A 22,185-nucleotide genomic window follows, 5' to 3' on the forward strand; every position below is an offset into this window, starting at 1 on the left:
ACCTCAGTGCTTCCCGATCTCCTGCAGCATCCGCGTCATCAGGTACAGGCGCGGCACGATCGAATCCAGCTCCACGTATTCGTCGCGTGCGTGATAGCCGAAGCCTGACAGGCCGAAGCTTTCCAGCACCACCGCCTTGCCCGAACGCCCTGCAAAGCCCGCATCGGTGCCGCCTCCGGTGCCCGGCATCAGGATCAGCGACCGGCCGTCCATCTCCGCATAGATCTGCTGGGCCCGCGCGGCCAGTTCCTTCGAGCGCGCATCGGCCACGAAGGCCGGGCGCCCTTCTTCCATCGCAATCGTGGTCTTCGTGTCGGGAATCAGATGGCCCGCATCGACCTTCTGCTGCAACGCCGCCTGCAGCTTCTGCGCGGCGCCGCCGGCGGTCACGCGCACATCGCCCACGGCGGTGGCTGTCTCCGGAATCTGGTTCAGCGGGCCGGTGGTCCTGGCCTGCGTCCAGTTCATCTGCGCGCCCGGTATCGTCTTGGCCAGGTCGCGCGTTTCCTGCATCTGGTAGGCCAGTTCCAGCAGCGCGTTGCGGCCCAGTTCGGGCGCCGCGCCGGCATGCGATGACCGGCCCTTGACCTGCATCGTCGCCGTGGCGGTGCCGGCGGCGGCCAGCAGCAGCGATTCCGATTTCGCCACCGACTTCGCCACGTTGGGCTCGCACGACAGCACCACGTCGTGCTGCGCGGCCAGCGTGGCAATGGTCTCGCCCGAGCCCAGCGAGCCGATTTCCTCGTCCGGGTTCAGCAGCACCGTGATCTGCGCGTAGTCCTTCCAGCCCTGCGCCTTGAGGATTTCCAGCGAATGCAGGATCACGGCCAGGCCGCCCTTGTCGTCGGCGATGCCGGGGCCATAGAGCCGGTTGCCGTCCTCGCGGATCGGCTGCGACGCCAGGATGCCTGCCGGATACACCGTGTCCATATGGCCGATCAGCATGATGCGGCGCTTGCCGGTGCCGGTCAGCGTGGCCTTGACCATCGGCGCGGCGCTGGTGGTCATGGGCAGCCGCTCCACCTTCGCGCCCAGCGCCTGCAGCCTCTGCGACGTGTAGTCGGCCATGCGCGTCAGCCCCTGCATGTCGGCGCTGCCCGATTCGATCGTCACCATGTCCTTGAGCGACTGCACCACGGCGGGCTGCGCGGCGCGCGCGGCATCGAGCAGCGCCTGGTCGGGTCCGGCGGCCAGCGCGGCACCGCAGGCCATTGCGGCGGCCAGGGCGATGGCGGTGGCACCAGCCGTGGCGCGGGCAAGGCGGCGAAGGGAAAGCGGCATGCGGGTCTCCTGTTCTCTGTTGTCGTTGGAGCTCCAATGTATCGCTTGCGCTATCCGGAGGGGAGGTTCAATATCGCCAATCCCGATGCCAATCCCGCCATGCGCCCCACGCCCCCGCCCGCCGCGCCCCTGCATGTCAAGCTGCTCTGGTTGCCCGATGCCATGCCTGGCACGCTGTTCGGCGCGCTCGATGTCCTGCGTACCGCCGCGGGCGTGGCGCGGTTGCAGCAGCCGGGCGCGCCGGCCCGGTTGACGTGGGAGATCATCGGCGCCAGCGGACGCGCCCTGCCCGACCCGCTGCCCGGCCTGTCCACATCGCGCCGGGGCGCTCCGCGCCAGGCCCAGGTGCTGATCGTGGTGCCGGGACTGATGGCGGCCAGCGCGCCCCATCTCGGCGAACTGGCCGCCGCCGATACCGCCACGCAACGCCTGCTGGCCCGGCATATGGATGCCGGGGGCTGGGTGGCGTCGATCTACACCGGGATGGCTTATCCACTGTTGCTGGGGCAGCTCGATGGCGCGCGCTGCGGCGCGCCGTGGATGTTCCAGAGCTGGTTCGCGCAACGCTTTCCCGCGTGCGACCTGTCATCGGATGAACCGATGGGACTGCACGGGCAGGTCTTCCATTGCGTGGCGCCGGCCCTGCAGACCGAATTCATGCTGCGCGTGCTGGGCCATCTGCACGATCCCGACCTGGCGCAGGCAGTGGCGCGCCTGCTGCTCTACCAGCCCGAACGCCAGCAGTGGGCACCCGAGCTGGTTTCGCAGCGTTGGCTTGGCAAGACGGCCGATAGCCCGGTCTATCGCGCCATCGGCTGGCTGCAGGCGCATGTTGGCGAGCCTTACCGGCTGGCGGCCGTGGCGCGCGCCGCAGCCGTCAGCGAACGGACGCTGCTACGCCATTTCCGCCAGGTGACCGGGCGCACCCCATTGGATTACCTGCACCGCCTGCGCGTGGAGCGCGCACGCATGCTGCTGGAAGTCACGCTGCACGGCACGCAGGCGATTGCCGAGGCCTGCGGCTACAGCGATGCCGCCGCCTTCCGGCGCCTGTTCCAGCGAACCATGCAGATGTCGATGTCGGAATACCGCTCGCGCTTTGCGTTGCGCACGCGGCGCCGCTACTGGCGCGTGGAAGACCAGGCAGCGCGCGTCGATGCCGGCATCGTCGACTAGATGTCAGCTACTCAGGGCGATATGGTTGATGACGTCCTCCACGCCTTGCACGTACCATGCATCGCGCTCCACCTGCTTGCGCGCGCCGTCGCTGGACGCGTAGCCGTCGAGCGTCACGACCCGGCCCTCGGTACGCACGCGGATGCGCGCGGCATCCACGAACGGGTCGGTTTCCAGCACCAGTTGCAACGCCTCGCTCAGTTCCTCGTCGCTGTCGGCCTCGGCCGGCGCCACCACGATGTCGTTGATCACGTTGCGGCAGCCGCGCGACCACCACGCCAGCACGCCGGCCAGGCGCATGTGCGACAGGCTGATCACCTGGCCGCTCAGCATGACCGCGCCGTCATGGACCGCCACCTCCATCCAGCCGCTGCGCTCGCCCACGGCTTCGCGCACCGGCTCGACTTGCCCCTTCACCTTCGCGCAGATCTTGCAGTTACGGAAGTCGATCGCATTGAGCAGCCGATCGCAAACGGCCGCGCGCAGATCGCCATCGCCCACTATCGGGCCGGCATGGGCGATGCGCAGGTGATCGATCACGGTGGAAACGCCGTCCAGACGGCGCAGCCGGGCCGTGGCGCGCGTCTTGTCCATGACGTCGGCCACTTCGCCTTCCAGAATCAGGGCTCCGTCGGAAAGTCGCAGGTGAATGGTGGGATGGATCTGGTGGCCCTGATATGGCACATGCGCCAACGCGGCTCGCGCCTGCGTCAGCACCGCTTCGCTACTCAGCATGATATGTGTCTCCCCATTTGACGTGGAGATGGGTGGGAAGCGCGCCCCTGCCTGCAAGCACGCGTGGCGCGGTGCGGCCGTTTTGCCCACGTGGTGCCGCGCCACACAGGCATTATAGGAAGCGCCCCGGCAAAGTCGCCGTCCGTGGGGCCGCCCCTGCGCCGGTGTTTCAAACGTCCGTTGCCCGCCCGTAGCGGCATTGGCGTCACATGCCGCATCGCCCGGCGTCACGGTGGGCGTTTGAGCCGGCTGGCGGCAATCCCGGACAAGTGCGCAGCCCGACACCGTCCAGCCGTTCAGCCGGACGGCGTCCGCGGCGCTTCAGTCCGGCGCAAAGTCCGGCACAAAGACCGGCATAACGTCCGGAGGCACGAACGCGCCGCCGATGATCGCGTATTGACGGCCCGCGCCGCGGTGCCGACCATAGGCGGCAGAACCGCGCCCCCGGAGCCCCCATGTGCGTCAACTATGCCCCCGTCCAGAAACGCATCCTGCGCGAGATCTTTGGCGTCGAGCCCCCGCCGGGCCTGTATCCCGAGGAGACATGGCCCGACTATGCCGCGCCCATCGTGCGCCAGAATACGGGCGACGCGGCCTGGGAAAGCGTGCTGGCATCGTTCAGCATGGTGCCCAAGGCGACCATCCCGCCCGGCACGCGCTACTACCCCACCGCCAATGCGCGTGTGGAGACCATCGGGAAGCTGTCGTCCTTCGCCAGGTTCTGGAAGTCCTGCCAGCTGGCGCTGGTGCCGGCCGCGGCGTTCTACGAGCCGAACTACGAAAGCGGCAAGGCGGTGCGGTGGAAGATCGGCTTGCCGGGCGGCGAGCCGTTTGCGATTGCCGGGCTCTGGCGGGCATGGCCCGGTGGCGCCGTGTCGTTCACGATGCCGACGGTCAATGCCGACCAGCATCCGCTGATGCAGCGGTTTCACAAACCCGGAGACGAGAAGCGCGGCGTGGTGATCCTGCCACGCGAAGACTGGGACGAATGGCTGAACTGCCGCGATCCCGAGGTGGCCAGAACGCTGCTGCGCCTGCTGCCAGCCGAGAAACTGGTGGCGGAGCCGGCCCCGTTGCCGCCGCGCGGGACGACAAAGGGGCCGCCGCCACCTTCGGACTAGCCGTTCCGGCTACGCTCAGAACGCGGCGCGGGCCTGGATGTAGACCATGCGCGGCGCGCCCACCAGGCGGCCGGCATTGCTGTCGGTGGTACGCGTATAGAACCGCTTGTCGAACAGGTTGTTGATGCCGACCGTGATGTCGGTGTTCTTGCGCTGCGGCAGCTTGAACATGGCCTGGATATTCCACGTACGGAAGCCCGGGATCAGGCCGTTGCTGCCGTCCGCGCTCTCGGCCACGGTGTTGGCCAGATCCGCGTATTGCTTGCTCTGGTGCGTGGTGGAGACGTTGAACGTCCAGCTGCGCCAGTCGTAGCGTGCGCCGATCGTGTCCGTGGTGCGTGAGTAGAACGGCACGTCCAGGCCGGCCGTGGTGCCCGATTTCTGGATCGCGCGCGTGTACGTGTAGTTGGCGTACAGGTTCAGGCCGCCCAGCACGCTGGCACGGTCGAACGTGTAGTCGATGGCCGCTTCCACGCCGTCGTGATCGGTCGCACCGATGTTCTGGAACGTGGCCGGGAACAGGCCCGGCACCTGCAGGATCTGGTTGTCGAACTTGATCTTGAACGCGGTCAGCTCGCCCTTGATGCGGCTGTCCGTCCAGCGGGTACCCACTTCGAACGTCTTGGCCACTTCAGGCTGCAGCGGATTGTTCGGCGTCTGCGAATTGAGCTGCGTGTTCTGCACCGGGCCGAACGACGTGCTGTAGTCGGCAAACACCGTCCAGGCGCTGTTCACCAGGTACGACACGTTGACCGACGGCAGCGCCTTGTTGTTCAGGCTTTCCCACTGCGTCGCGGTGTTGCGCTGCTGGCGGGACGTGTCGATATGCTCGAAGCGCACGCCCGGCACGATGCGCCAGTTGCCGTAGGCGATGCGGTCGTCGATGTAGACGGCGTGGGCGTCGGTGGCATTGTCGAACGTGGTGGTCGGACCGTTCACGCCGGTCTGGCGGTTCGTGCTGAACTGGTTGTCGTCACCGCGTTCGCGGATGTAGCGGTAGCCGACCGTCACGTCATGCGTGGTCGGGCCCACGCCGAAACGCTGCGTGAAGCGCGGCTCGATGCCGAACGTCGTGTAGTTGCGCGGCTGGTGCGCGATCACGGTGGCGCTCTGCTGCAGCGTGCTCTGGCGGTAGCTTTCGTTGAAGAACGTGCGGATCTCGAATTCCTGGTTCGCGGAAATCGTGTTCACGTAGCCCAGGTCGAAACCGTAGCGGTTGCCGCTCCAGTAGTCGTCGGGGCGCGTGTTCTGGAACGGATTGGCGTTGTACTGCGCCACGCTCAGCCCGCCCGGCGTCTTCGACTTGACGTCGTAGTACGACAACTTGCCGTAGACCTGCGACGTCGGCGTGATGTCGTAGGCGAACTTCACGGCCAGGTCGTTGACGTTGTCGTCGCTGCCCTGGCGCCATTCGCGCCCCGTCATGCCCGAGTAGAGCAGCGCGATGCCCAGGCCGCTGTCGAGCGTGGTGCCCACGAACGCGTTGTACTGGGTGTTCTTGCCGCCACCTTCGGTGTAGAGGTTCTCGCGTACCGACGCCTCGCCGCTGAACACGCCCGGAATCGGCCTGGTGTTGAAATTGATGATGCCGCCCACGTTCTGCGGGCCGTAGCGCACGGCGCCGCCGCTGCGCACCACGTCGATCGATTCGATGTTGCCCAGGCTGACCGGGGCAAACGACAACTGGGGCTGGCCGTACGGCGCCACGGCCATCGGGATGCCGTCGAGCAGCACCGTGGAGCGCGGCGTGTAGCGACCGGACAGGCCCCGTACGCCGATGTTGAGCGACACGGCGCTGCCGGCCGTGCCGGAGTTGTCGGTCGCCTGCACGCCGGGGATGCGGCGCATGACGTCGCCAATGCTCTGTGCGCCGCTTTGTTCGATCTGCTGCTCGCTGACCACCGTGCGCGCGCCCGGGAAGGTCTTCACGCTGTTCTGCAGCCCCGTGCCGAGCCAGTTTCCGGAAACCTGCACCGTTTCGAGCATCTTTTCCGTCTCACCGCCCTGCACCGGTCCCGGGGCGTCCTGGGCGGCCGCCCATTGCGGCGTCAGGCACAGCATCGAGACAGCCAGCGCCGTGGCGCACGGGGCAAAGTGGGGCGCGGCGAATGGCAGTCCGCGACGGCTCGAATTCATGGTCTTCCCTTGTAACAAGACACTGACAAAGGCCACGAATGTAAGTGATAACGGTTCTCGTTTGTAGTCCCACGGGGAAAAGACGCGCTTAATGTATGCCGATCACGACAATGTGTTGCCCATAGACGACATTTGTCGAACTCCACACGAGTTGAGCCCTCAAGACATCGCTGTCGCATCACCGATCCTGGAACGGCACACCCCGCGTTTGGGTGATGCCAGCGCCCCACCGATAGAGGGTGGGCGCCATATCGGCCCGCACCCATACTGACCGGCCACCGGCCAGAAGAGCCGGACCAACCTGGGTCAGAACATGCACGCAGTCTCGTTTGTCGGATACGCGCTCGCGTTTCTGGCGGTGATCATCATCGCCGCCCGCTGGATCTATCGAAATCACCCGGCCCTGCGGGACACCGATCCGCCGCCCCCCGCACGCCGCGACGATGGCGCCGGCGCGCCGCGCGGCGGCCCGTCGCGCGACTGATCCGCGCACGCGCCGGGAACTGCCGCGCCCTGTCGTTGCCTGAACCTCTTGCGCCCGCGCCACGCGGCGTGCACGCTCGCGCCTGTGAGCCACAAGAACAAAGGGAACAAGACATGGCAACTGCCAACAAACTGCCGGCCTGGACCATCTGGTCCCCGCTGGCCGCCTGGGCCGCCTTCGGCCTGGGCGTTGCAATGACGGGGCAGGCCTGGCTGATCGCCCTGATGTCGATCGCATTGGCCGGTGCGGTGTTTTCGGCCGTCCATCATGCCGAGGTGGTGGCTCACAAGGTTGGCGAACCGTTCGGCACGCTGGTGCTGGCCGTTGCCGTGACCGTGATCGAGGTGGCGCTGATCGTATCGGTCATGCTGTCGTCCGGGCCGGAGAAAGCCGGCCTGGCGCGCGACACGGTGTTCGCGGCGGTCATGATCATCTGCAACGGCATTGTCGGCATCTGCCTGTTTGTGGGCGCGCTGCACCATCGCGAGCAGGCCTTCCAGGCGCCGGGCGCCAATGCGGCCATGGCCATCCTGGTCACGCTGCTCGGGTTGACGATGGTGCTGCCGAACTTCACCAGCACCACGCCGGGGCCTGTCCTGTCATCGTCCCAGCTGGCGTTCTCCGGCGTGATGTCGCTGCTGCTCTACGGCTGCTTCGTCTTCGTGCAGACCGTGCGGCATCGCGACTACTTCCTGGTGGACGGCAGCAACGACGAAAACGTCCATGCGCCGCCGCCCCCCGGGCGCGTGGCGGCGGCCAGCGGCGTGCTGCTGGTGGTCTGCCTGGTGGCCGTGGTGGCATTGGCCAAGCTGCTGTCGCCGTCGGTGGAAAAGGCCGTTGCGGACGCCGGGTTGCCGGCAGCGGTGGTCGGGGTGGTGATCGCGGCACTGGTGCTGCTGCCCGAAGGGCTTGCCGCGCTGCGCGCCGCGCGGTCCGACCGCATCCAGACCAGCCTGAACCTGGCGCTGGGGTCGGCCCTGGCCAGTATCGGCCTGACCATTCCGACGGTGGCCATCGTGTTCATCACCATCGGGCAGCCGCTGGAACTGGGCTTGAGCGCCAAGGAAATGGTGCTGCTGTTCCTGACGATGATCGTCGCGTCGCTGACGCTTGGCATGGGCCGCACGACCATCCTCCAGGGCGTGGTCCACATGGTGATCTTCGCGGCGTACCTGTTCCTGACAATCGTGCCGTAGCAGCAAGGCCCGACTCGCGCCTCGCCCTTCCATGGGCGAGGGGAAAAACACAATCCGGTCAGCGCCGCTGGCGGCAATCGGTCGCCGCCGTCCGCTCAGTCGGCATGGATGCCCCGTTCGCGGATCAGCGTGCCCCACTTGACCGTTTCCTTGGCCAGGTGGTCCTTCAGCTGCGCCGGCGTGCTGCCGATCGGCTCCGCGCCGATGCCAGCCAGACGCTGCTGCACGGACGGCTTCTTCAGCGATTCGAGCATGGCGCGGTTCAACGTGTCGATCACCGCCTGCGGGGTCTTGGCCGGCACGAACGCGGCAAACCACGGCGACAGCTCATAGCCCGGCACGCCCGCCTCGGCCACCGTCGGCACATTGGGCAGCGCAGTCGACCGCTTGCTGGTGGTCACCGCAATCGGCGTCAGCTTGCCGCTGTCGATATGGGGCTTGGCCGACGTGATGCTGTCGAACATGTAGTCCACCTGTCCGCCCAGCAGATCGGTCATGGCCGGGCCCGATCCCTTGTACGGGATATGCAGCAGGTCCACGTGCGCCATCGACGTGAACAGCTCGCCGGCCAGGTGGATCGACGTGCCGTTGCCGGCCGACGCATAGGTGTATTTGCCGGGCCGGGCCTTGGCGCTGGCGATGACCTCGGCCACCGTCTTCTGCGGATTCTTCGCCTTGTTGGCGACCAGCACGTTGGGCACCACGGCCAGCAGCGACACCGGCGCGAAATCCTTGATCGGGTCGTAGCTGAGCTTGCCGTACAGCGCCGGATTCACGGCCATGCCGTTGGCCACGATGATCAGCGTGTAGCCGTCGGCCGGCGCGCGCGCCACCATCTCGGCGCCGATATTGCCGCCGGCGCCGGGGCGGTTCTCGACCACGATGGCCTGGCCCAGCGACTTCGCCATGTCTTCGCCCAGCGTACGCGCGATGTTGTCCATCGCACCGCCCGCTGGGAACGGCACCACCCAGCGGATCGGATGGTCGGGATAGGCGGCGTGCGCCGGGGCGGCTGCGGCAAACAGCAGCGATGCGGAAATGGCAAATGCGGCCGGCACGCGGGCCGACCGTTGCAGCAAGGACTTCATGTCTCCGTTCCTTCTTTTCTGGTTGCCGATCAGCGGATCGACGACGGGTGTTTTGCCAGCGGGGTGACGTGGATCTTCATGAACGGGAACAGCGGCAGGCTGGCCAGCAGCGTGTGCAGTTCGTCGTTCGATTCCACATCGAACACGCTGTAGTTGGCATACTCGCCCACCACGCGGTACAGCGCCTGCCACTTGCCCTGGCGCTGCAGGTCCTGCGAATAGGCCTTTTCGCGGGCCTTGATCTCGTCGGCCGTAGCGGCCGGCAGGTCGTGCGGGATCTGCACGTCCATCCTGACAAGGAACAACATGGGATGTGTCTCCGGATTGAATGCGTAATCGGAATGGCTGAATGACCGTCTCAGCCCGCCTTGCGGCGATAGTGGCGTAGCTTGTCTTCGTCGATGGCCAGGCCCAGCCCCGGACCCTTCGGCAGGTGCAGCGCAAAGTCCTTGAACACCGGGCGGTCCACCACGATGTCGTCCTTCACCAGCAGCGGACCGAACAGCTCGGTGCCCCACGCCAGTTGCGGCAGCGTGCAGAAGCCGTGCGCGGCGGCGATGGTGCCCACGGCGCCTTCGAGCATGGTGCCGCCATAGAGCGCGATGCCGGCCGCGTCGCCCACGGCAGCCGTGCGCAGCATGCCGAAGATGCCGCCCGACTTGGCGATCTTCAGCGCAAACACGTCGGCGGCCCCCAGGCGGGCCAGTTCCATCGCGTCCTCGGGCCCGGTCACGGCTTCGTCGGCCATGATCGGCACCACGAAGCGCGCCGCCAGCCGGGCCAGCGCGGTGCGATGCTCGCGCGGGGTGGGCTGCTCGATCAGATCGATGCCGGCGGCTTCCAGCATGGCGATGCCGGTCGCGGCATCGGCTTCGTTCCAGGCCTGGTTGACGTCCACGGTCACGCGGGCCCGGTCGCCCAGCGCACGCTTGATGGCCGACACGTGCGCCACGTCGTCGCGCACGCTGCGGCGGCCGATCTTGAGCTTGAACGTGTTGTGCCGGCGTTCTTCCAGAAAACGCTCGGCTTCCTCGATGTCGCGGCCGGTGTCGCCGCTGGCCAGGGTCCAGAGCACCGGCAGCGTGTCGCGCACGGCGCCGCCCAGCAGCGTGACCAGCGGCACGCCCAGGCGCTTGCCCTGCGCGTCGAGCAGGGCCGACTCCAGCGCCGACTTGGCGAACCGGTTGCCGCGCGCCACCTTGTTCAGGCGCGCCATCGCGCCATGCACGTTGGTGGCGTCCTGCCCGGCCAGCGCAGGGCCCAGGTAGGTGTCGATCGTCAGCTTGATGCCCTCGGGGCTTTCGTCACCATACGACAGGCCGCCGATGGTCGTGGCCTCGCCGATACCCTCCACGCCGTCGCTGCAACGCAGGCGCACGATGACCAGCGTCTGCTGCTGCATCGTGGCCATGGCCAGCTGATGGGCCCGGATGGTCGGCAGGTCCACCAGGATGGCCTCGATCGAAGAAATTGTCGCAGTCATACCTTTTCCATGCTCATGTACGCGTTGCACCCAGTATGGACCTTGACCTGACTGGCGTCCAAGACCGAAGATGTCTCGATCCATACCTGATGGGTATGCATCGACGTATCCCCTCCTCCGCCATGGAACTCCGCCACCTCCGCTATTTCCAGACCGTCGCCCAGGAACTGAATGTGACGCGTGCGGCAGAAAAGCTGCATATGGCCCAGCCGCCGCTGTCGCGGCAGATCCGTCAGTTCGAGGAAGAAGTGGGCGTGGCGCTGTTCGACCGCGTGGGCCGTGGCCTGAAGCTGACCGAGGCGGGCCGCTTCCTGCTGGAGCAATCGCTGCAACTGACGCAGCGGCTGGAAGAAACGCTGGAAGGCACGCGCCGCATCGGCCGCAACGAAAAGCGCTGGTTCGGCATCGGCTTTGTGCCGTCGGTGCTTTATGGCGTACTGCCGGAGCTGATCCGCGAGTTGCGCGGCGATGACAGCGAGGTGGAAGTCGGCCTGACGGAAATGATCACGGTCCAGCAGCTTGAGGCGCTCAAGTCCGGCCGCATCGACCTGGCGTTCGGCCGGCTCACCTTCAACGACACGGCCATCGTCCAGCAGGTGGTGATGGCCGAGACACTGGTCGCCGCCATGCCGGTCACCGCCCCGCCCCCGGCCGCGCCGTTCGATGCGGCCGATCTGGCGCGCCAGCCGCTGATCCTCTATCCCGCCCGACCGCGCCCCAGCTACGCCGATCACGTGCTGTCGCTGTTCCGCGCGCAGGGCCTGCAACCACGCGTGGTGCAGGAAGCCAACGAACTGCAGACCGCGCTGGGCCTCGTGGCGGCGGGCCTGGGCATCACGCTGGTGCCGGCGTCGGTGCAGCGGCTGCATCGCGACGACGTGCGCTACGTGCCCATCGACGCCCCCGGCTTCATCTCGCCCGTGATCATGAGCTACCGGGCCGGCGATACCTCGCCGCAACTGGCGCGCGCCATTGCCTGGGTGCGCAGCCAGGCCCGCCCGTAGCCAGCGAAACAGGGCCTAGGCCGACACCATCTTCGACCTGGCCGCGACCTTCCGGGCTTCCTTGCGGCGGCCATACCAGCCGCCCACCAGCAGCAGCACCGCCACCGCGATAAGGTCGCCCGTCAGGGCCACGGGCCGCGTCGGGCGCCCACCCGCGAAGCCATAGGTCAGACCTTCGATGCCCACCGACACCACGGCGCCCAGCACGAAGCAGAACAGGCTGTGGCGGCCGATCTGCACGACGGGGCCCATGAAGCGGGCCATCCGCGCGATCCACCCGGCGCGCACGGCCAGGTACACCAGCCATGCCAGACCCAGGAAGCTGACCACGCGCAGCGCGGCCAGGCTCTGCTTGGGCAGCGGGAACGCCATCGTAGGGATCCATGCCGGTAGCCAGGACTCATACAGGTGCGGACGCATCCACAGGTAGGCGGCGCCCATGCAGAGCAGCGCCACCACCACGGCGCCGGCCGTAAAGGCACGGCGCACGATGGTCTGCTGTGGCAGGACGAAGTCGGGACGCAGCCGCGCCAGCAGACCCAGGGCGAACATCAGCTGCCAGGCAAACGGGTTGAAGCTCCAGCCGCGCGGCTCGCTGCTGGGCAAGAGCGGCAGCAGCGTAGGCGACATGATCCAGAGCGCCACGCTGCCGCAGATAAACGCCAGCGGCTGCGCGCGCGCCCAGCGGATGGCCAGCGGCGCAATGCCGATGAACACGGCGTACATCGGCAGCACATCGGACACGAACGGCTGGCGCGCCAGCGCGAAGACCTGCAGCAGCGTGGCCAGCGGCTGCGCCATGAAATCGAGCGCCTCGGTCGCGCGCACGGCCGGCGCGGGGATCTTGCACATCGCCAGCACAAAGCCGAACAGCAGCATCAGCACGCCGGTCAGCACGAATGCCTTGTAGATCTCCCAGCTGCGGCGGCGCAGCCGCTTGCGCGCCGCGCTGGCACCGTCGCGCGCTTCCATGGCCAGATAGGCGGCGCCGGCCGAGCAGCCGGCCAGGAAGACGAACACCTCGGCGGCGTCGAAAAGCTGGAAATTCCGGATCGTGTAGTCGGCCAGCACACTGCCGTTGACATGATCGACCACGATGAAGAGCAGCGCGATGCCGCGAATGAGGTCGATCTCGGTGCGCCGCTGATTGTTGTTCACTGCGTTCACAGGCGTACATCCCAAGGCTTGCCTGCGGCCCGGGAGGCGCCACGCGGCAATCACGGGTGGCATCTTACCGTGATCCCAGGGTTTACCTGTAAGAACAGTGTTTCGCAAAGTTACGATACGTGATAAACGCGGCAGCCGTTGATTTCAGCAAAACGGTCAGATATTTCGATGATTATTTCGTAGATTTTCTATTATCAAATAGCAGTTTTACGAAAACGGGATTCACCAAAACGCCGCATGGCGATTTCCACAGGAATCTTGCCTATAATTCGCGCTGCTTTTCCCATCCTTGTCCAGAATAGGGGCGCGACACCATGAGCACGATTCCGCAATGGCTTCATGACGAGGTCAACGACTATTTTGTTGTCCCGATTCGGACGACCCCGCACACCGTGCTCGATATCGGCGCGAATATTGGCGCATTCGCACTCCGCGCCCACCGCGAATGGCCATCGGCCACCGTATTCTGCTATGAACCCATGCCATTCAACGTGGAAAAGCTGCGTGAAAACGTCGATGGCGCCTGGTGCCATATTTCTCCCAGCGCAGTGCGCGCCACAGCCGGCGAGGACGATATTCACGTGGGGGACATGTTTGTCACGGGCGGATTTTCAAAAGGCGCGCGCATGACAAACCAGACCATTCGCGTCCAATGTGTGGCGGCCAGCGGCCTGCCATCCTGCGATCTGGTGAAAATCGACACCGAGGGATCTGAAGTCGAGATTCTGTCGCATCTGAATCTCGAAAATACCCAGGTCATCATGCTCGAGCATCACAGCCTGCGCGATGCCGAAACCATCAGAAGAATGCTCAGCCCCGTTTATGACTTGGTGCATGACGAAACCTCGCGCGAGGTCGGTACCGAAGTGTATTTCCGGCGTGGCTAACGTGTTTTGACCCCGAGGACTGGCGTCATGCCTCATGACCCGGTAAATGCCGCATGCAATCGGGCAAGCGTGTGCCGCCCCGCGCGCACCACGGCTGTGTCATGGGTGGTCTGCGCGCGCACGATCATCCCTTCGATACAGATAATCGCCTCTTCGGCGACCGCCTCCGGCTGATCGAGTCCCAGTTCCCTGGCGATGCCTCGGACAAAACCCTGCAACGACGCCTTGTGCGACACCGCCTGCTCCAGTAGCCGGGGATCGTCGCCGGCACCGCCGCCCGATTCCGCCACCATATTGATAAAGGCGCAGCCGCGAAAATCGTCACCCTCGAACCACTCGCCCAGCGTATCGGCCATCACGTCCAGATTGGGCCGCGCTGCCAGCCGGCGTCGCACACCCGTTTCAAACCACGCCATCCAGACGTCGTGCCGGCGCTGCAGATATTCGAAGATCAGATCGTTCTTCGACGCAAAGTGCCGATATAACGACATTTTGGCCACGCCCGATTCCGCAATGATGCGGTCGATGCCGGTGGCACGGTAGCCATCGCGATAAAACAGGCGTGCGGCGGTGTCGAGAATGCGGTCGCGAGCGGAAGGGGTGGCCATGGCGAGGTACGGGCTTCAGCGAAAAACACTGCCATTATAGTAGACAGGTCTGTCTCCGAGGCAGCGTACTCGCCTCGGTCCAGTCACCCCACCCCGTCCCGGTCGGGCAACCGCGGCGTGAAACAACGCTGCTGGATATCGCCGCGACGCGCCACCAGCATGGTCGATTCCGGAATTTCTTCCCACACGCCCTGCACGTCGATCAGCGGCTCGGACAGCACCAGGAAGGCGTCGTCCCCGGCAGCGATGATGCGCGGGTCATCGGGATAGAGCGCCCGCAACTGGCGAAACGACGTACTGTGGAACAGCGACCTTGAATCGCGTTCGCTCGAATAACGCGCCGCCACGATCTGCTGCCCGTCGGTCACGCAGACGGTCATGTTGATGGGGTGCTCGATATCGTGGCGATGCCCGACCGACTCGATCAGCCCCACCATCTGCTCGAGCGCCCCCTGCGGATCGCGCTCCAGGCCGAATGTCAGTGCCAGGAAGAACATCACCTCGGAATCGGTCGAGCCCTCGATCCACCGGAACAGATGCGGCGCCACGGACATCATCAGGTCCCGCCGCACCAGCGGGTAGTCGCGGATGAGCCCGTTGTGGGCAAACAGCCAGCGCCCAAACCGGAACGGGTGACAGTTGGTTTCCTGGGTCGGCGTGCCTGTGGCGGCCCGTATATGTGCCACAAACAGCGGCGCCCGTACCGCCCGCGCGGCCTCGCGCAGGTTGGTGTCGCTCCAGGCTGGGTGCAGGCACCGATAGCGGAACGGCAGCTCGGAATGCCGCCCGTACCAGCCGACCCCGAAGCCGTCGCCATTGGTCGTGGTATGGCCGAGGCGGGAATTCAGGCTCTGGTCGATCAGCGAATGCTCGGGCTGAAACAGGACTGCCTCCATCGGAACGGAACGGCCCGAATAGGCCAGCCAGCGGCACATGATGCCTCCTCCAGTCTGTCAGTCGGGATATCCACTTCAGCATAGCAAGTGGTCCGCCAGGATGCTGTTACGGCGCAATTGGGGGGCCGTCCTGTGGCGGCCTGTGGCAATTCCTACATCGGCTGCCCGGGATCGCGTTTCGATTCGGCCATGCCACGCGCCCCAAATATATCCAATACATCACGCTTCGCGGCCACTGGCGCGCTGCCTGCCCCCGATCCGTCGCCGGGCACCTTTCGTGCTACATGCCCGAAATGGAGCACGCATGGACCACCGGAAACCGCCTGCAGTTGCTGGAAAACGGCGACGAATACTTCCCGCGCCTGATCGCGGCCATCGGGGCGGCGCGCCATAGCGTGCTGCTGGAAACGTTCATCCTGTTCGAGGACGATGTCGGGAGGCAGCTCGCCGATGCGCTGGCGGCGGCCGCGCGCCGTGGCGTCGCGGTCGGCATGACCGTGGACGGCTTCGGCTCGGCCGACCTGTCGCCCGACTACCTTGCGAGGCTGGCCGAAGCCGGCGTCGTGGTGCGCGTGTTCGCGCCGGGGCGCCGGCTGCTGGGCAAGCGGACCAATCTCTTCCGGCGGCTGCATCGCAAACTGGTCGCCATCGACGGCGAACTGGCCTTCGTGGGCGGCATCAACTTGTCCGTCGAGCACCTGGTGCAGGCCAGCCCGTCCGCCAAGCAGGACTATGCCGTCGAGGTACAGGGCCCGGCTGCCCGCATCATTCACGAATTCATGCGCGAAGCCAGCGGCGACCGGCCCGCCAGGCAGCTTCGCGCGCCCATCCGGCGGGCGCCCCCGCCGCACCCCACCGATCGCGCCGCGCCCGGCTCCGTACTCTTTGTCACACGCGACAACCAGGCACACCGCAATAACATCGAGCAGCAATATCTGACGGCCATTCGCGCGGCGCGACACCAGATCGTGATCGCCAATGCCTATTTCCTGCCGGGATACCGGCTGCTGCAGGCGATCTGCAACGCCGCGCAGCGGGGCGTCGATGTGCGCCTGGTGCTGCAGGGCCGGCCAGACATGCTATGGGTCAAGCGCACCGTGGACATGCTGTACGCGCACCTGCGCGAATCGGGCGTGCGCATTTTCGAGTACTGCGAGCGGCCCAACCACAGCAAGGTGGCCGTGGTGGACGACGATTGGGCCACCGTGGGATCGAGCAACCTCGACCCGCTGAGCCTGTCGCTGAACCTCGAAGCCAACCTTGTGATCCGCGACACCGCGTTCGTGGCATCGCTGAGGGACAACCTGCGCAACCTGATGGCCGCGCGCTGCTCCGAGGTCGGCGCCCCATCGACGCCGCGCGGCGCGTGGTGGCATGGCATCGCCACGCCGCTGATCTTCCATTTCCTGCGCAAGTTTCCGGCATGGGCCGGTTGGTTGCCGGCGCACACGCCGAAAATCGTGTCGCCGGTGCCAGTACCGGACACCCAATCGCCAGAGCCAATGGTGCGTCAGACGCAGCAGGACGGCCCATGACAACCGCCGCCAACCTGCGCCGAAGCCTGCGGCGCAATGTCCGATGGTCCATCGTCAAGCGCGTGGCGGGGCTGGTGTTCGTGGCGGTGGTGATCTACCTGATTTACCGGAGCCTCAGTGGCGTCGATTGGGCGCAGGTCCTGCAGGCGCTGAAGCAGTACGACGCCGCAACGCTGCTGCCGGTGCTCGGGCTGGCCTGCGTCAGCTTCTCGCTGCATGCCTCGTTCGACCTGCTGGGCCGCCGCTATACCGGGCATCACCTGTCCACGCCACGCGTCATGCTGATCGCCTTCATCGCCTATGTCTTCAACCTCAACGTCGGGGCGATGGTGGGCGGGCTGGGCATGCGGCTGCGGCTCTACTCGCGCGCCAATGTCAGCGGGTCCCAGGTGGCCGGCATCTACACCATCGCCATCATCACCAACTGGACAGGCTACATGCTGCTGGCCGGCGCGGTGCTGACGCTGGCACCCCCGCCGCTGCCGGCGGAGTGGGGCATCACGCCATGGATGCTGCGCGCCGTGGGCGCGGCCATGCTGGCGTGCGGCCTGTTGTACTGGCTGGCCTGCGCCAAGGCCAGGACGCGCAGTGTGCGGTTCGGCCGGCATGTGTTCCGGTTGCCCGGTTTCCGCTTTGCGCTGCTGCAGAACGTGCTGTCGATCACCAACTGGATCGTGCTGGCGTGCATCATCGATCTGCTGCTGCCCAAGGCGGTCAGCCTGCCCCAGGCGCTGGCCGCCCTGCTGGTGGGTGCGGTGGCGGGCGCGCTGGCGCACATCCCGGCCGGCATCGGCGTGCTGGAAAGCGTATTCGTGGTGCTGCTGCGCCCCGTTGCGCCGGAGCACATCGTGGTGGCCGCCCTGATCGCCTACCGCGCGCTGTACTACCTGCTGCCCATGGTATTCGCCACGTCGGCCTATGCCTGGATGGAACTGCGCGGCGCGCGGGCCGCCCGCCGCGCGCAGGCTGGATAGGAAAAAAGGCGGGCAGCGCGCCTGCGCCACCCGCCCTTCGGTCATCAATCTGCAGGCCTCAGGCTGCCACCTTCAGTTGCGTCAGCTTGGCCTCCGCATCGCGCAGCGCGGTACGCAGGCCCTCTTCCACCACCGGGTGATAGAACGGCATGGCCAGCATCTGCGAGATTGTCAGGTTCTGCTGGTACGCCCAGGCCAGCAGATGCGCGATATTCTCGGCGCGCGGGCCGATCCATTCGGCACCCAGGAAGCGGCCCGTGGCCCGGTCGGCATAAATGTGCATCAGCCCCCGGTTCTTCAGCATCACACGGCTACGGCCCTGATCCTCGAAGCTGACTTCACCGGTCACGAAGCGACCCTGGATCAGGTCCGCATGGCGCTTGCCCACCATGGCGATTTGCGGATCGGAGAACACCACGGCAATCGGCGCCCGGCGCGCCAGCGGACGCAGGTTCGGCCAGTGCGCGGCGTTCTCGCCGGCGATCCGGCCCTCATCGGCCGCCTCGTGCAGCAGCGGCAGGACGTTGTTGGCGTCACCGGCAATGAACACCGCCGCATCGCCACACTGCAGCGTGACCGGATCGAACACCGGCACGCCGCGGGCATCCAGTGCCAGCGCCGTGTTTTCCAACGCCAGGTTGTCGACGTTCGGCCGACGTCCGGTGGCAGCCAGCACGTACGCAAAACGCTCGGTCACCGGCTTGCCGTCCTCGCCCCGGAACGTGATCACCGCTTCGTCGCCCTCGCGGCGCATATCGGTCACGTTGGCATCGGGCAGCAGCGGGAATTCCGCATCGAACGTCCTGGCCGCGTAAGCCCGGATTTCGGGATCGGACAACGGGCCCACGCCACCGCCGACGCCGAACACGCGCACCCGCACGCCCAGCCGGGACAGCGCCTGCCCCAGTTCCAGCCCGATCACGCCGGGGCCGAACACGGCCACGCTGGCAGGCAGGTCCTGCCACGAGAATACGTCGTCGTTGATGATCAGACGGTCACCGAACACCGTGAACGACGGCGGCACGGCCGGACGCGATCCGGTGGCGATCACCACGCGGCTGGCCCGCACCACGGTATTGGCGCCCACCTGCAGCACCGTGTTGTCGATGAACTGTGCATAGCCGCGCAGGCGGTCTTCCTCGGGAATGTTGTCGACGCCGCGCACCACAAAGCCCACGAAGCGGTCACGCTCGCTGCGTACGCGGTCCATGACCTGGCGGCCGTCGATGCGGACCTGCCCGTCCACGTGCACCCCGAATGCGGCGGTATGGCGGGCCTCGTGGGCCGCCTCGGCCGCCGCGATCAGCAACTTCGACGGCATGCAGCCCACACGGGCGCAGGTGGTGCCATAGGCGCCGCCCTCGATGACCACGGCACGCTTGCCCGCGGCGATGGCCGCGCGATACGCTGCCAGCCCGGCGGTTCCTGCGCCAATCACTGCCACGTCGGTCTGAATCGTTTTCATGTGCGTTTCCTGTTCGTGAGTCTGCTTTGCATCAATCGGCGGATGGGATGACACCGTCCTGCCATGGCGCGGCCAGGGCGATGCCATCGGGTCCGGCGACTGCCGGCCCGCACCGCCGCCGGCTGGCCGGCGGAAGGTTGCGGGGGCGTTGCGGGGGGCGACAAAAGGTGCCCAGGACACCGGCCGGGGGAGCCGGGCCCGGGCGGGAGGATCAGGCGGCCGCCAGGTACTGTTCCAGCGCGGCGGCACCGCCAACGAGCTTGCCGTTGATGAACACCTGCGGCGCGGTCATCTCGCCGGACATGGCGCCCAGCACCTTGCCGCGGATCTTGTTGTCCAGCGGCACGTCGATGTACTCGTAGCCCTTGTCCTGCAGCAGTTGCTTGGCCTTTGCGCAATGCGAGCAGCCCACCTTCGAGAACACCACCACCTGGTCGGGACGCTTCGCGTTCGGCGCGATGTAGTTCAGCATCGTGTCGGCATCGGACACCTTGAACGGGTCGCCCGGTTCTTCCGGCTCGATGAACATCTTGTCCACCACGCCGTCTTTCACAACCATCGAATAGCGCCAGCTGCGCTTGCCAAAGCCCAGGTCGGCCTTGTCCACCAGCATGCCCATGCCGTCGGTGAACTCGCCGTTGCCGTCGGGGATCATCACGATGTTCTCGGACTCCTGGTCCTTGGCCCACTCGTTCATCACGAAGGTGTCGTTGACCGACACACACAGGATCGCGTCCACGCCGGCAGCGCGGAACGCCGGGGCCAGCTCGTTGTAGCGCGGCAGGTGGGTCGACGAACACGTCGGGGTGAAGGCACCCGGCAGCGAGAACACGGCAACGGTCTTGCCGTTGAACAGTTCGGCCGTGGTCACGTCCTTCCACTCGTTGTTGTCACGCACACGAAACGTCACATTGGGAACGCGTTGGCCTTCACGGGATTGCAGCATCGAAATCACTCCTTGGGTGAGTTAGGCGCCACGTGTTGTGGCGATGGAGTGGATTGTCGCGGTCTGAATGTGATCCGTAAAATTCATTGTCTCAACCGAGCCGATTGAGAATTTCTATGATCAATCGTAGGAATCCGATTGCTTTTGACTATCGAGCACGGTTTGGAATGCTTCCGCTCCCACAGCGGCGTCGTTATCATGCGGGCACACAAAAACCATGAAGGGACAACCGCTCCATGACTCGCCTGCCCATCCGGCTACCCGCCGCGACCCTGCTGGCCGCCACCCTGTTCGCCCTCGGCGCCACGAGCGCCACCAGCGCCACGGCGGCCACGCTGGCCAAACCGGAACTCGACCAGCTGGTGGCCAGCGCCACGGCCACCCCGCCCGCCAGCTTCGGCGCGTTCCTGGACACTGCCGTCAAGGCCGATCCGAAGCTCGCTGCTTCGGTGCGCGCCTACCGGGCCAGGCGGCCGCTCAAGGGCGACGACCTGGTCAACATCGGGCGCCTGCTGGGCGTCTACAACCGCGTGCACAACCAGCAGGCGGTGCTGGACAGCATCACCGAAATGGTGGCGCTGCGCACCGTGCGCGACGACAAGGTGCCGCAGCACGAAAACCCTGCCATCGTCGCGTTCGGCAAGCTCGTCGAGCGCATGGCGAACGACTTCGGCCTGCAGTTCCGCAACGTGGACAACCGCGTGTTCGAGGTGACGCTGCCGGGCCAGGGCAAGGAGACGTTCGGCATCCTTACGCACGCCGACGTGGTGCCCGTGGTGGCGGACGAATGGGTGCTCGACGACGGCACGAAGCTCGATCCGTTCCAGGTCACGCGCGTGGGCGATTACCTCTACGGCCGCGGCACCATCGACGACAAGGGATCGATTGCGGCGGCGCTCTTCGCCATGAAGACCGTGCGCGAAAGCGGCGTGCCGCTGGCGCGCACGATCCGCCTGATGATCGAGACCACCGAGGAAACCGGCGGCGACGGCATGAAGTACTACCGCGACAAGACCGCCCTGCCCGAGTACAACATCGTGCTCGACAGCAAGTACCCGGCCGTGGTGGCCGAAAAGGGCTCTGGCGCGCTGACCGTGCGCTTTCCGGACCAGCCCGCCGATGGCAAGCAGGCGGCCATCGTCGCGATGGCCGGCGCCGCATCGGCAAACGCGATTCCGCAGACGGCCACCGCGCGTATTACCGGCGGCGACCTGAACGCCGTGGCCGCCACGCTTGAGCAGGCGCGGGCGGCGTTCATCGCCCAGCAGGCCGCGCAGGGCAAGTTCACGATCGACATCGCACGCAGCGGCGACGCCATCGACGTGAAGGTCACTGGCTCGTCGGCCCACGGCTCGCGCCCCGAAGAAGGCGTGAACCCCGTACCGCGCCTGGCGATGTTCCTGCAGGCGTCGGGCGTGCCATTCGCGGACAACCAGTACGCACGCGCCACGCGCTACCTGACGGACCTGTACGGCACCGGCTACCTGGGCGAGAAGATGGATGTGGGCTATCGCGACGACTTCATGGGCCCGCTGACGATGTCGCCAACGCTGATCCGCGAGCGCAACGGCAAGCTCGAGGTCACGGCCAATGTGCGCATGCCGCGCGGGTCCACGCCCGACGCCCTGCGCGCGAAGATCGCCGAGCGCATCCAGGCCTGGGCTGCGCAGACGCACACCGCGCTGGAGATCCAGCACGAACAGGGCGACTGGATGGCCCGCGACCCCAAGGGCGCGTGGCTGTCAACGCTGCTGAACATCTACGGCGACACCACCGGGCTCGAAGCCAGGCCGGTGCCCACGGCCGGCAGCACGACGGCCAAGCTCATGCCGAACGCGATCAACTTCGGCCCGGCCATGCCCGGCAAGAAGTACACCGCGCACAACGCCAAGGAGTACAAGGAAGTCTCCGACCTGAACCTGGACATGCAGATGTTCACGGAGATGCTGGTGCGCGTGGGCAACCTGCAGAAGATGCAGTGATGCAATGAAGCCGTGATGCAA

20 protein-coding genes are annotated in these 22,185 nt (G+C 66.3%); 9 read left to right on the forward strand and 11 right to left on the reverse strand.

The annotated features are described in order from the left end of the window. Positions 1 to 3: 3 nt before the first annotated feature. A complete protein-coding gene (locus AC3FJ6_RS21710) occupies positions 4 to 1,281 on the reverse strand; it encodes a M20/M25/M40 family metallo-hydrolase (protein WP_488773690.1) in 1,278 nt (425 codons plus the stop codon). A gap of 99 nt (positions 1,282 to 1,380) precedes the next feature. On the opposite strand from AC3FJ6_RS21710, the gene AC3FJ6_RS21715 reads away from it, so the two are divergent. Then, positions 1,381 to 2,457, forward strand: a complete 1,077-nt coding sequence (locus tag AC3FJ6_RS21715; RefSeq protein WP_488773746.1) for a GlxA family transcriptional regulator — start codon at positions 1,381 to 1,383, stop codon at positions 2,455 to 2,457. Positions 2,458 to 2,460: 3 nt separating this feature from the next. On the opposite strand, the gene AC3FJ6_RS21720 is transcribed toward AC3FJ6_RS21715, so the two are convergent. Beyond that, on the reverse strand, positions 2,461 to 3,192 hold the full coding sequence (locus tag AC3FJ6_RS21720; protein WP_400397156.1) for a BON domain-containing protein: 732 nt from the start codon (positions 3,190 to 3,192) through the stop codon (positions 2,461 to 2,463). A 455-nt stretch (positions 3,193 to 3,647) separates the two neighbouring features. Between AC3FJ6_RS21720 and AC3FJ6_RS21725 the strand changes: the two genes are divergently transcribed. Further along, positions 3,648 to 4,313, forward strand: coding sequence for an SOS response-associated peptidase (locus AC3FJ6_RS21725; RefSeq protein ID WP_488773691.1), 666 nt, complete (start codon positions 3,648 to 3,650; stop codon positions 4,311 to 4,313). Between the two features lie 15 nt (positions 4,314 to 4,328). Here the strand turns inward: AC3FJ6_RS21725 and AC3FJ6_RS21730 are convergent, their stop codons facing one another. Next, on the reverse strand, positions 4,329 to 6,449 hold the full coding sequence (locus AC3FJ6_RS21730) for a TonB-dependent receptor family protein (RefSeq protein ID WP_488773692.1): 2,121 nt from the start codon (positions 6,447 to 6,449) through the stop codon (positions 4,329 to 4,331). A gap of 313 nt (positions 6,450 to 6,762) precedes the next feature. Here AC3FJ6_RS21730 and AC3FJ6_RS21735 point away from each other — a divergent pair, with 313 nt between their 5' ends. Both AC3FJ6_RS21735 and AC3FJ6_RS21740 read left to right on the forward strand, forming a co-directional pair. Next, complete coding sequence (locus AC3FJ6_RS21735) at positions 6,763 to 6,933, forward strand: hypothetical protein (RefSeq protein WP_488773693.1); 171 nt, start codon at positions 6,763 to 6,765, stop codon at positions 6,931 to 6,933. Between the two features lie 113 nt (positions 6,934 to 7,046). Next, complete coding sequence (locus AC3FJ6_RS21740; RefSeq protein WP_488773694.1) at positions 7,047 to 8,129, forward strand: calcium:cation antiporter; 1,083 nt, start codon at positions 7,047 to 7,049, stop codon at positions 8,127 to 8,129. Positions 8,130 to 8,224: 95 nt separating this feature from the next. Here AC3FJ6_RS21740 and AC3FJ6_RS21745 read toward each other — a convergent pair whose 3' ends face one another. The 3 genes from AC3FJ6_RS21745 to AC3FJ6_RS21755 are packed head-to-tail and all read right to left on the reverse strand — an operon-like array spanning position 8,225 to position 10,700. After that, the gene (locus tag AC3FJ6_RS21745; RefSeq protein ID WP_488773695.1) at positions 8,225 to 9,217 is read right to left on the reverse strand and encodes a tripartite tricarboxylate transporter substrate binding protein; all 993 of its coding nucleotides are present in this window, start codon (positions 9,215 to 9,217) and stop codon (positions 8,225 to 8,227) included. A gap of 29 nt (positions 9,218 to 9,246) precedes the next feature. Next, complete coding sequence (gene catC / locus AC3FJ6_RS21750; protein ID WP_488773696.1) at positions 9,247 to 9,525, reverse strand: muconolactone Delta-isomerase; 279 nt, start codon at positions 9,523 to 9,525, stop codon at positions 9,247 to 9,249. Between the two features lie 50 nt (positions 9,526 to 9,575). Further along, positions 9,576 to 10,700 (reverse strand): muconate/chloromuconate family cycloisomerase, encoded by a 1,125-nt coding sequence (locus tag AC3FJ6_RS21755; RefSeq protein WP_400395310.1) that lies wholly within the window; start codon positions 10,698 to 10,700, stop codon positions 9,576 to 9,578. A gap of 122 nt (positions 10,701 to 10,822) precedes the next feature. Between AC3FJ6_RS21755 and AC3FJ6_RS21760 the strand changes: the two genes are divergently transcribed. Further along, positions 10,823 to 11,704 (forward strand): LysR family transcriptional regulator, encoded by an 882-nt coding sequence (locus AC3FJ6_RS21760; protein ID WP_488773697.1) that lies wholly within the window; start codon positions 10,823 to 10,825, stop codon positions 11,702 to 11,704. A 15-nt stretch (positions 11,705 to 11,719) separates the two neighbouring features. On the opposite strand, the gene AC3FJ6_RS21765 is transcribed toward AC3FJ6_RS21760, so the two are convergent. After that, positions 11,720 to 12,862 carry an OpgC domain-containing protein gene (locus tag AC3FJ6_RS21765; RefSeq protein ID WP_488773698.1) on the reverse strand — a complete coding sequence of 381 codons (1,143 nt, stop codon included), beginning with the start codon at positions 12,860 to 12,862 and terminating at the stop codon, positions 11,720 to 11,722. 323 nt (positions 12,863 to 13,185) lie between these two features. Here AC3FJ6_RS21765 and AC3FJ6_RS21770 point away from each other — a divergent pair, with 323 nt between their 5' ends. Beyond that, the gene (locus tag AC3FJ6_RS21770; RefSeq protein WP_488773699.1) at positions 13,186 to 13,758 is read left to right on the forward strand and encodes an FkbM family methyltransferase; all 573 of its coding nucleotides are present in this window, start codon (positions 13,186 to 13,188) and stop codon (positions 13,756 to 13,758) included. A gap of 32 nt (positions 13,759 to 13,790) precedes the next feature. Here AC3FJ6_RS21770 and AC3FJ6_RS21775 read toward each other — a convergent pair whose 3' ends face one another. Together AC3FJ6_RS21775 and AC3FJ6_RS21780 are read right to left on the reverse strand one after the other, a co-directional pair. Continuing rightward, positions 13,791 to 14,366 carry a TetR/AcrR family transcriptional regulator gene (locus tag AC3FJ6_RS21775; protein WP_488773700.1) on the reverse strand — a complete coding sequence of 192 codons (576 nt, stop codon included), beginning with the start codon at positions 14,364 to 14,366 and terminating at the stop codon, positions 13,791 to 13,793. An 83-nt stretch (positions 14,367 to 14,449) separates the two neighbouring features. Further along, on the reverse strand, positions 14,450 to 15,301 hold the full coding sequence (locus AC3FJ6_RS21780) for a class II glutamine amidotransferase (RefSeq protein ID WP_488773701.1): 852 nt from the start codon (positions 15,299 to 15,301) through the stop codon (positions 14,450 to 14,452). 254 nt (positions 15,302 to 15,555) lie between these two features. On the opposite strand from AC3FJ6_RS21780, the gene clsB reads away from it, so the two are divergent. Further along, a complete protein-coding gene (gene clsB, locus AC3FJ6_RS21785; protein WP_488773702.1) occupies positions 15,556 to 16,797 on the forward strand; it encodes a cardiolipin synthase ClsB in 1,242 nt (413 codons plus the stop codon). Beyond that, positions 16,794 to 17,771 carry a lysylphosphatidylglycerol synthase domain-containing protein gene (locus AC3FJ6_RS21790; RefSeq protein WP_488773703.1) on the forward strand — a complete coding sequence of 326 codons (978 nt, stop codon included), beginning with the start codon at positions 16,794 to 16,796 and terminating at the stop codon, positions 17,769 to 17,771. Before clsB ends, AC3FJ6_RS21790 begins: the two co-directional genes overlap by 4 nt. 58 nt (positions 17,772 to 17,829) lie before the next feature. Here the strand turns inward: AC3FJ6_RS21790 and AC3FJ6_RS21795 are convergent, their stop codons facing one another. Together AC3FJ6_RS21795 and AC3FJ6_RS21800 are read right to left on the reverse strand one after the other, a co-directional pair. Beyond that, a complete protein-coding gene (locus tag AC3FJ6_RS21795; RefSeq protein ID WP_488773704.1) occupies positions 17,830 to 19,236 on the reverse strand; it encodes a dihydrolipoyl dehydrogenase in 1,407 nt (468 codons plus the stop codon). Between the two features lie 211 nt (positions 19,237 to 19,447). After that, the gene (locus tag AC3FJ6_RS21800; protein WP_400394840.1) at positions 19,448 to 20,182 is read right to left on the reverse strand and encodes a glutathione peroxidase; all 735 of its coding nucleotides are present in this window, start codon (positions 20,180 to 20,182) and stop codon (positions 19,448 to 19,450) included. Between the two features lie 236 nt (positions 20,183 to 20,418). On the opposite strand from AC3FJ6_RS21800, the gene AC3FJ6_RS21805 reads away from it, so the two are divergent. Then, complete coding sequence (locus tag AC3FJ6_RS21805) at positions 20,419 to 22,164, forward strand: dipeptidase (protein ID WP_488773705.1); 1,746 nt, start codon at positions 20,419 to 20,421, stop codon at positions 22,162 to 22,164. Positions 22,165 to 22,185: the final 21 nt, after the last annotated feature.

The organism is Cupriavidus sp. 94F1, from assembly GCF_057798875.1.

Coding starts and splice junctions, on each gene's coding strand:
- AC3FJ6_RS21775 (WP_488773700.1), bottom strand. CDS start 14,366: ATGGCCACCCCTTCCGCTCGCGACCGCATTCTCGACACCGCCGCACGC.
- AC3FJ6_RS21805 (WP_488773705.1), top strand. CDS start 20,419: ATGACTCGCCTGCCCATCCGGCTACCCGCCGCGACCCTGCTGGCCGCC.
- AC3FJ6_RS21720 (WP_400397156.1), bottom strand. CDS start 3,192: ATGCTGAGTAGCGAAGCGGTGCTGACGCAGGCGCGAGCCGCGTTGGCG.
- AC3FJ6_RS21715 (WP_488773746.1), top strand. CDS start 1,381: ATGCGCCCCACGCCCCCGCCCGCCGCGCCCCTGCATGTCAAGCTGCTC.
- AC3FJ6_RS21735 (WP_488773693.1), top strand. CDS start 6,763: ATGCACGCAGTCTCGTTTGTCGGATACGCGCTCGCGTTTCTGGCGGTG.
- AC3FJ6_RS21795 (WP_488773704.1), bottom strand. CDS start 19,236: ATGAAAACGATTCAGACCGACGTGGCAGTGATTGGCGCAGGAACCGCC.
- AC3FJ6_RS21710 (WP_488773690.1), bottom strand. CDS start 1,281: ATGCCGCTTTCCCTTCGCCGCCTTGCCCGCGCCACGGCTGGTGCCACC.
- AC3FJ6_RS21760 (WP_488773697.1), top strand. CDS start 10,823: ATGGAACTCCGCCACCTCCGCTATTTCCAGACCGTCGCCCAGGAACTG.
- AC3FJ6_RS21745 (WP_488773695.1), bottom strand. CDS start 9,217: ATGAAGTCCTTGCTGCAACGGTCGGCCCGCGTGCCGGCCGCATTTGCC.
- AC3FJ6_RS21730 (WP_488773692.1), bottom strand. CDS start 6,449: ATGAATTCGAGCCGTCGCGGACTGCCATTCGCCGCGCCCCACTTTGCC.
- AC3FJ6_RS21755 (WP_400395310.1), bottom strand. CDS start 10,700: ATGACTGCGACAATTTCTTCGATCGAGGCCATCCTGGTGGACCTGCCG.
- AC3FJ6_RS21740 (WP_488773694.1), top strand. CDS start 7,047: ATGGCAACTGCCAACAAACTGCCGGCCTGGACCATCTGGTCCCCGCTG.
- AC3FJ6_RS21790 (WP_488773703.1), top strand. CDS start 16,794: ATGACAACCGCCGCCAACCTGCGCCGAAGCCTGCGGCGCAATGTCCGA.
- AC3FJ6_RS21780 (WP_488773701.1), bottom strand. CDS start 15,301: ATGTGCCGCTGGCTGGCCTATTCGGGCCGTTCCGTTCCGATGGAGGCA.
- catC (WP_488773696.1), bottom strand. CDS start 9,525: ATGTTGTTCCTTGTCAGGATGGACGTGCAGATCCCGCACGACCTGCCG.
- clsB (WP_488773702.1), top strand. CDS start 15,556: ATGGAGCACGCATGGACCACCGGAAACCGCCTGCAGTTGCTGGAAAAC.
- AC3FJ6_RS21725 (WP_488773691.1), top strand. CDS start 3,648: ATGTGCGTCAACTATGCCCCCGTCCAGAAACGCATCCTGCGCGAGATC.
- AC3FJ6_RS21770 (WP_488773699.1), top strand. CDS start 13,186: ATGAGCACGATTCCGCAATGGCTTCATGACGAGGTCAACGACTATTTT.
- AC3FJ6_RS21800 (WP_400394840.1), bottom strand. CDS start 20,182: ATGCTGCAATCCCGTGAAGGCCAACGCGTTCCCAATGTGACGTTTCGT.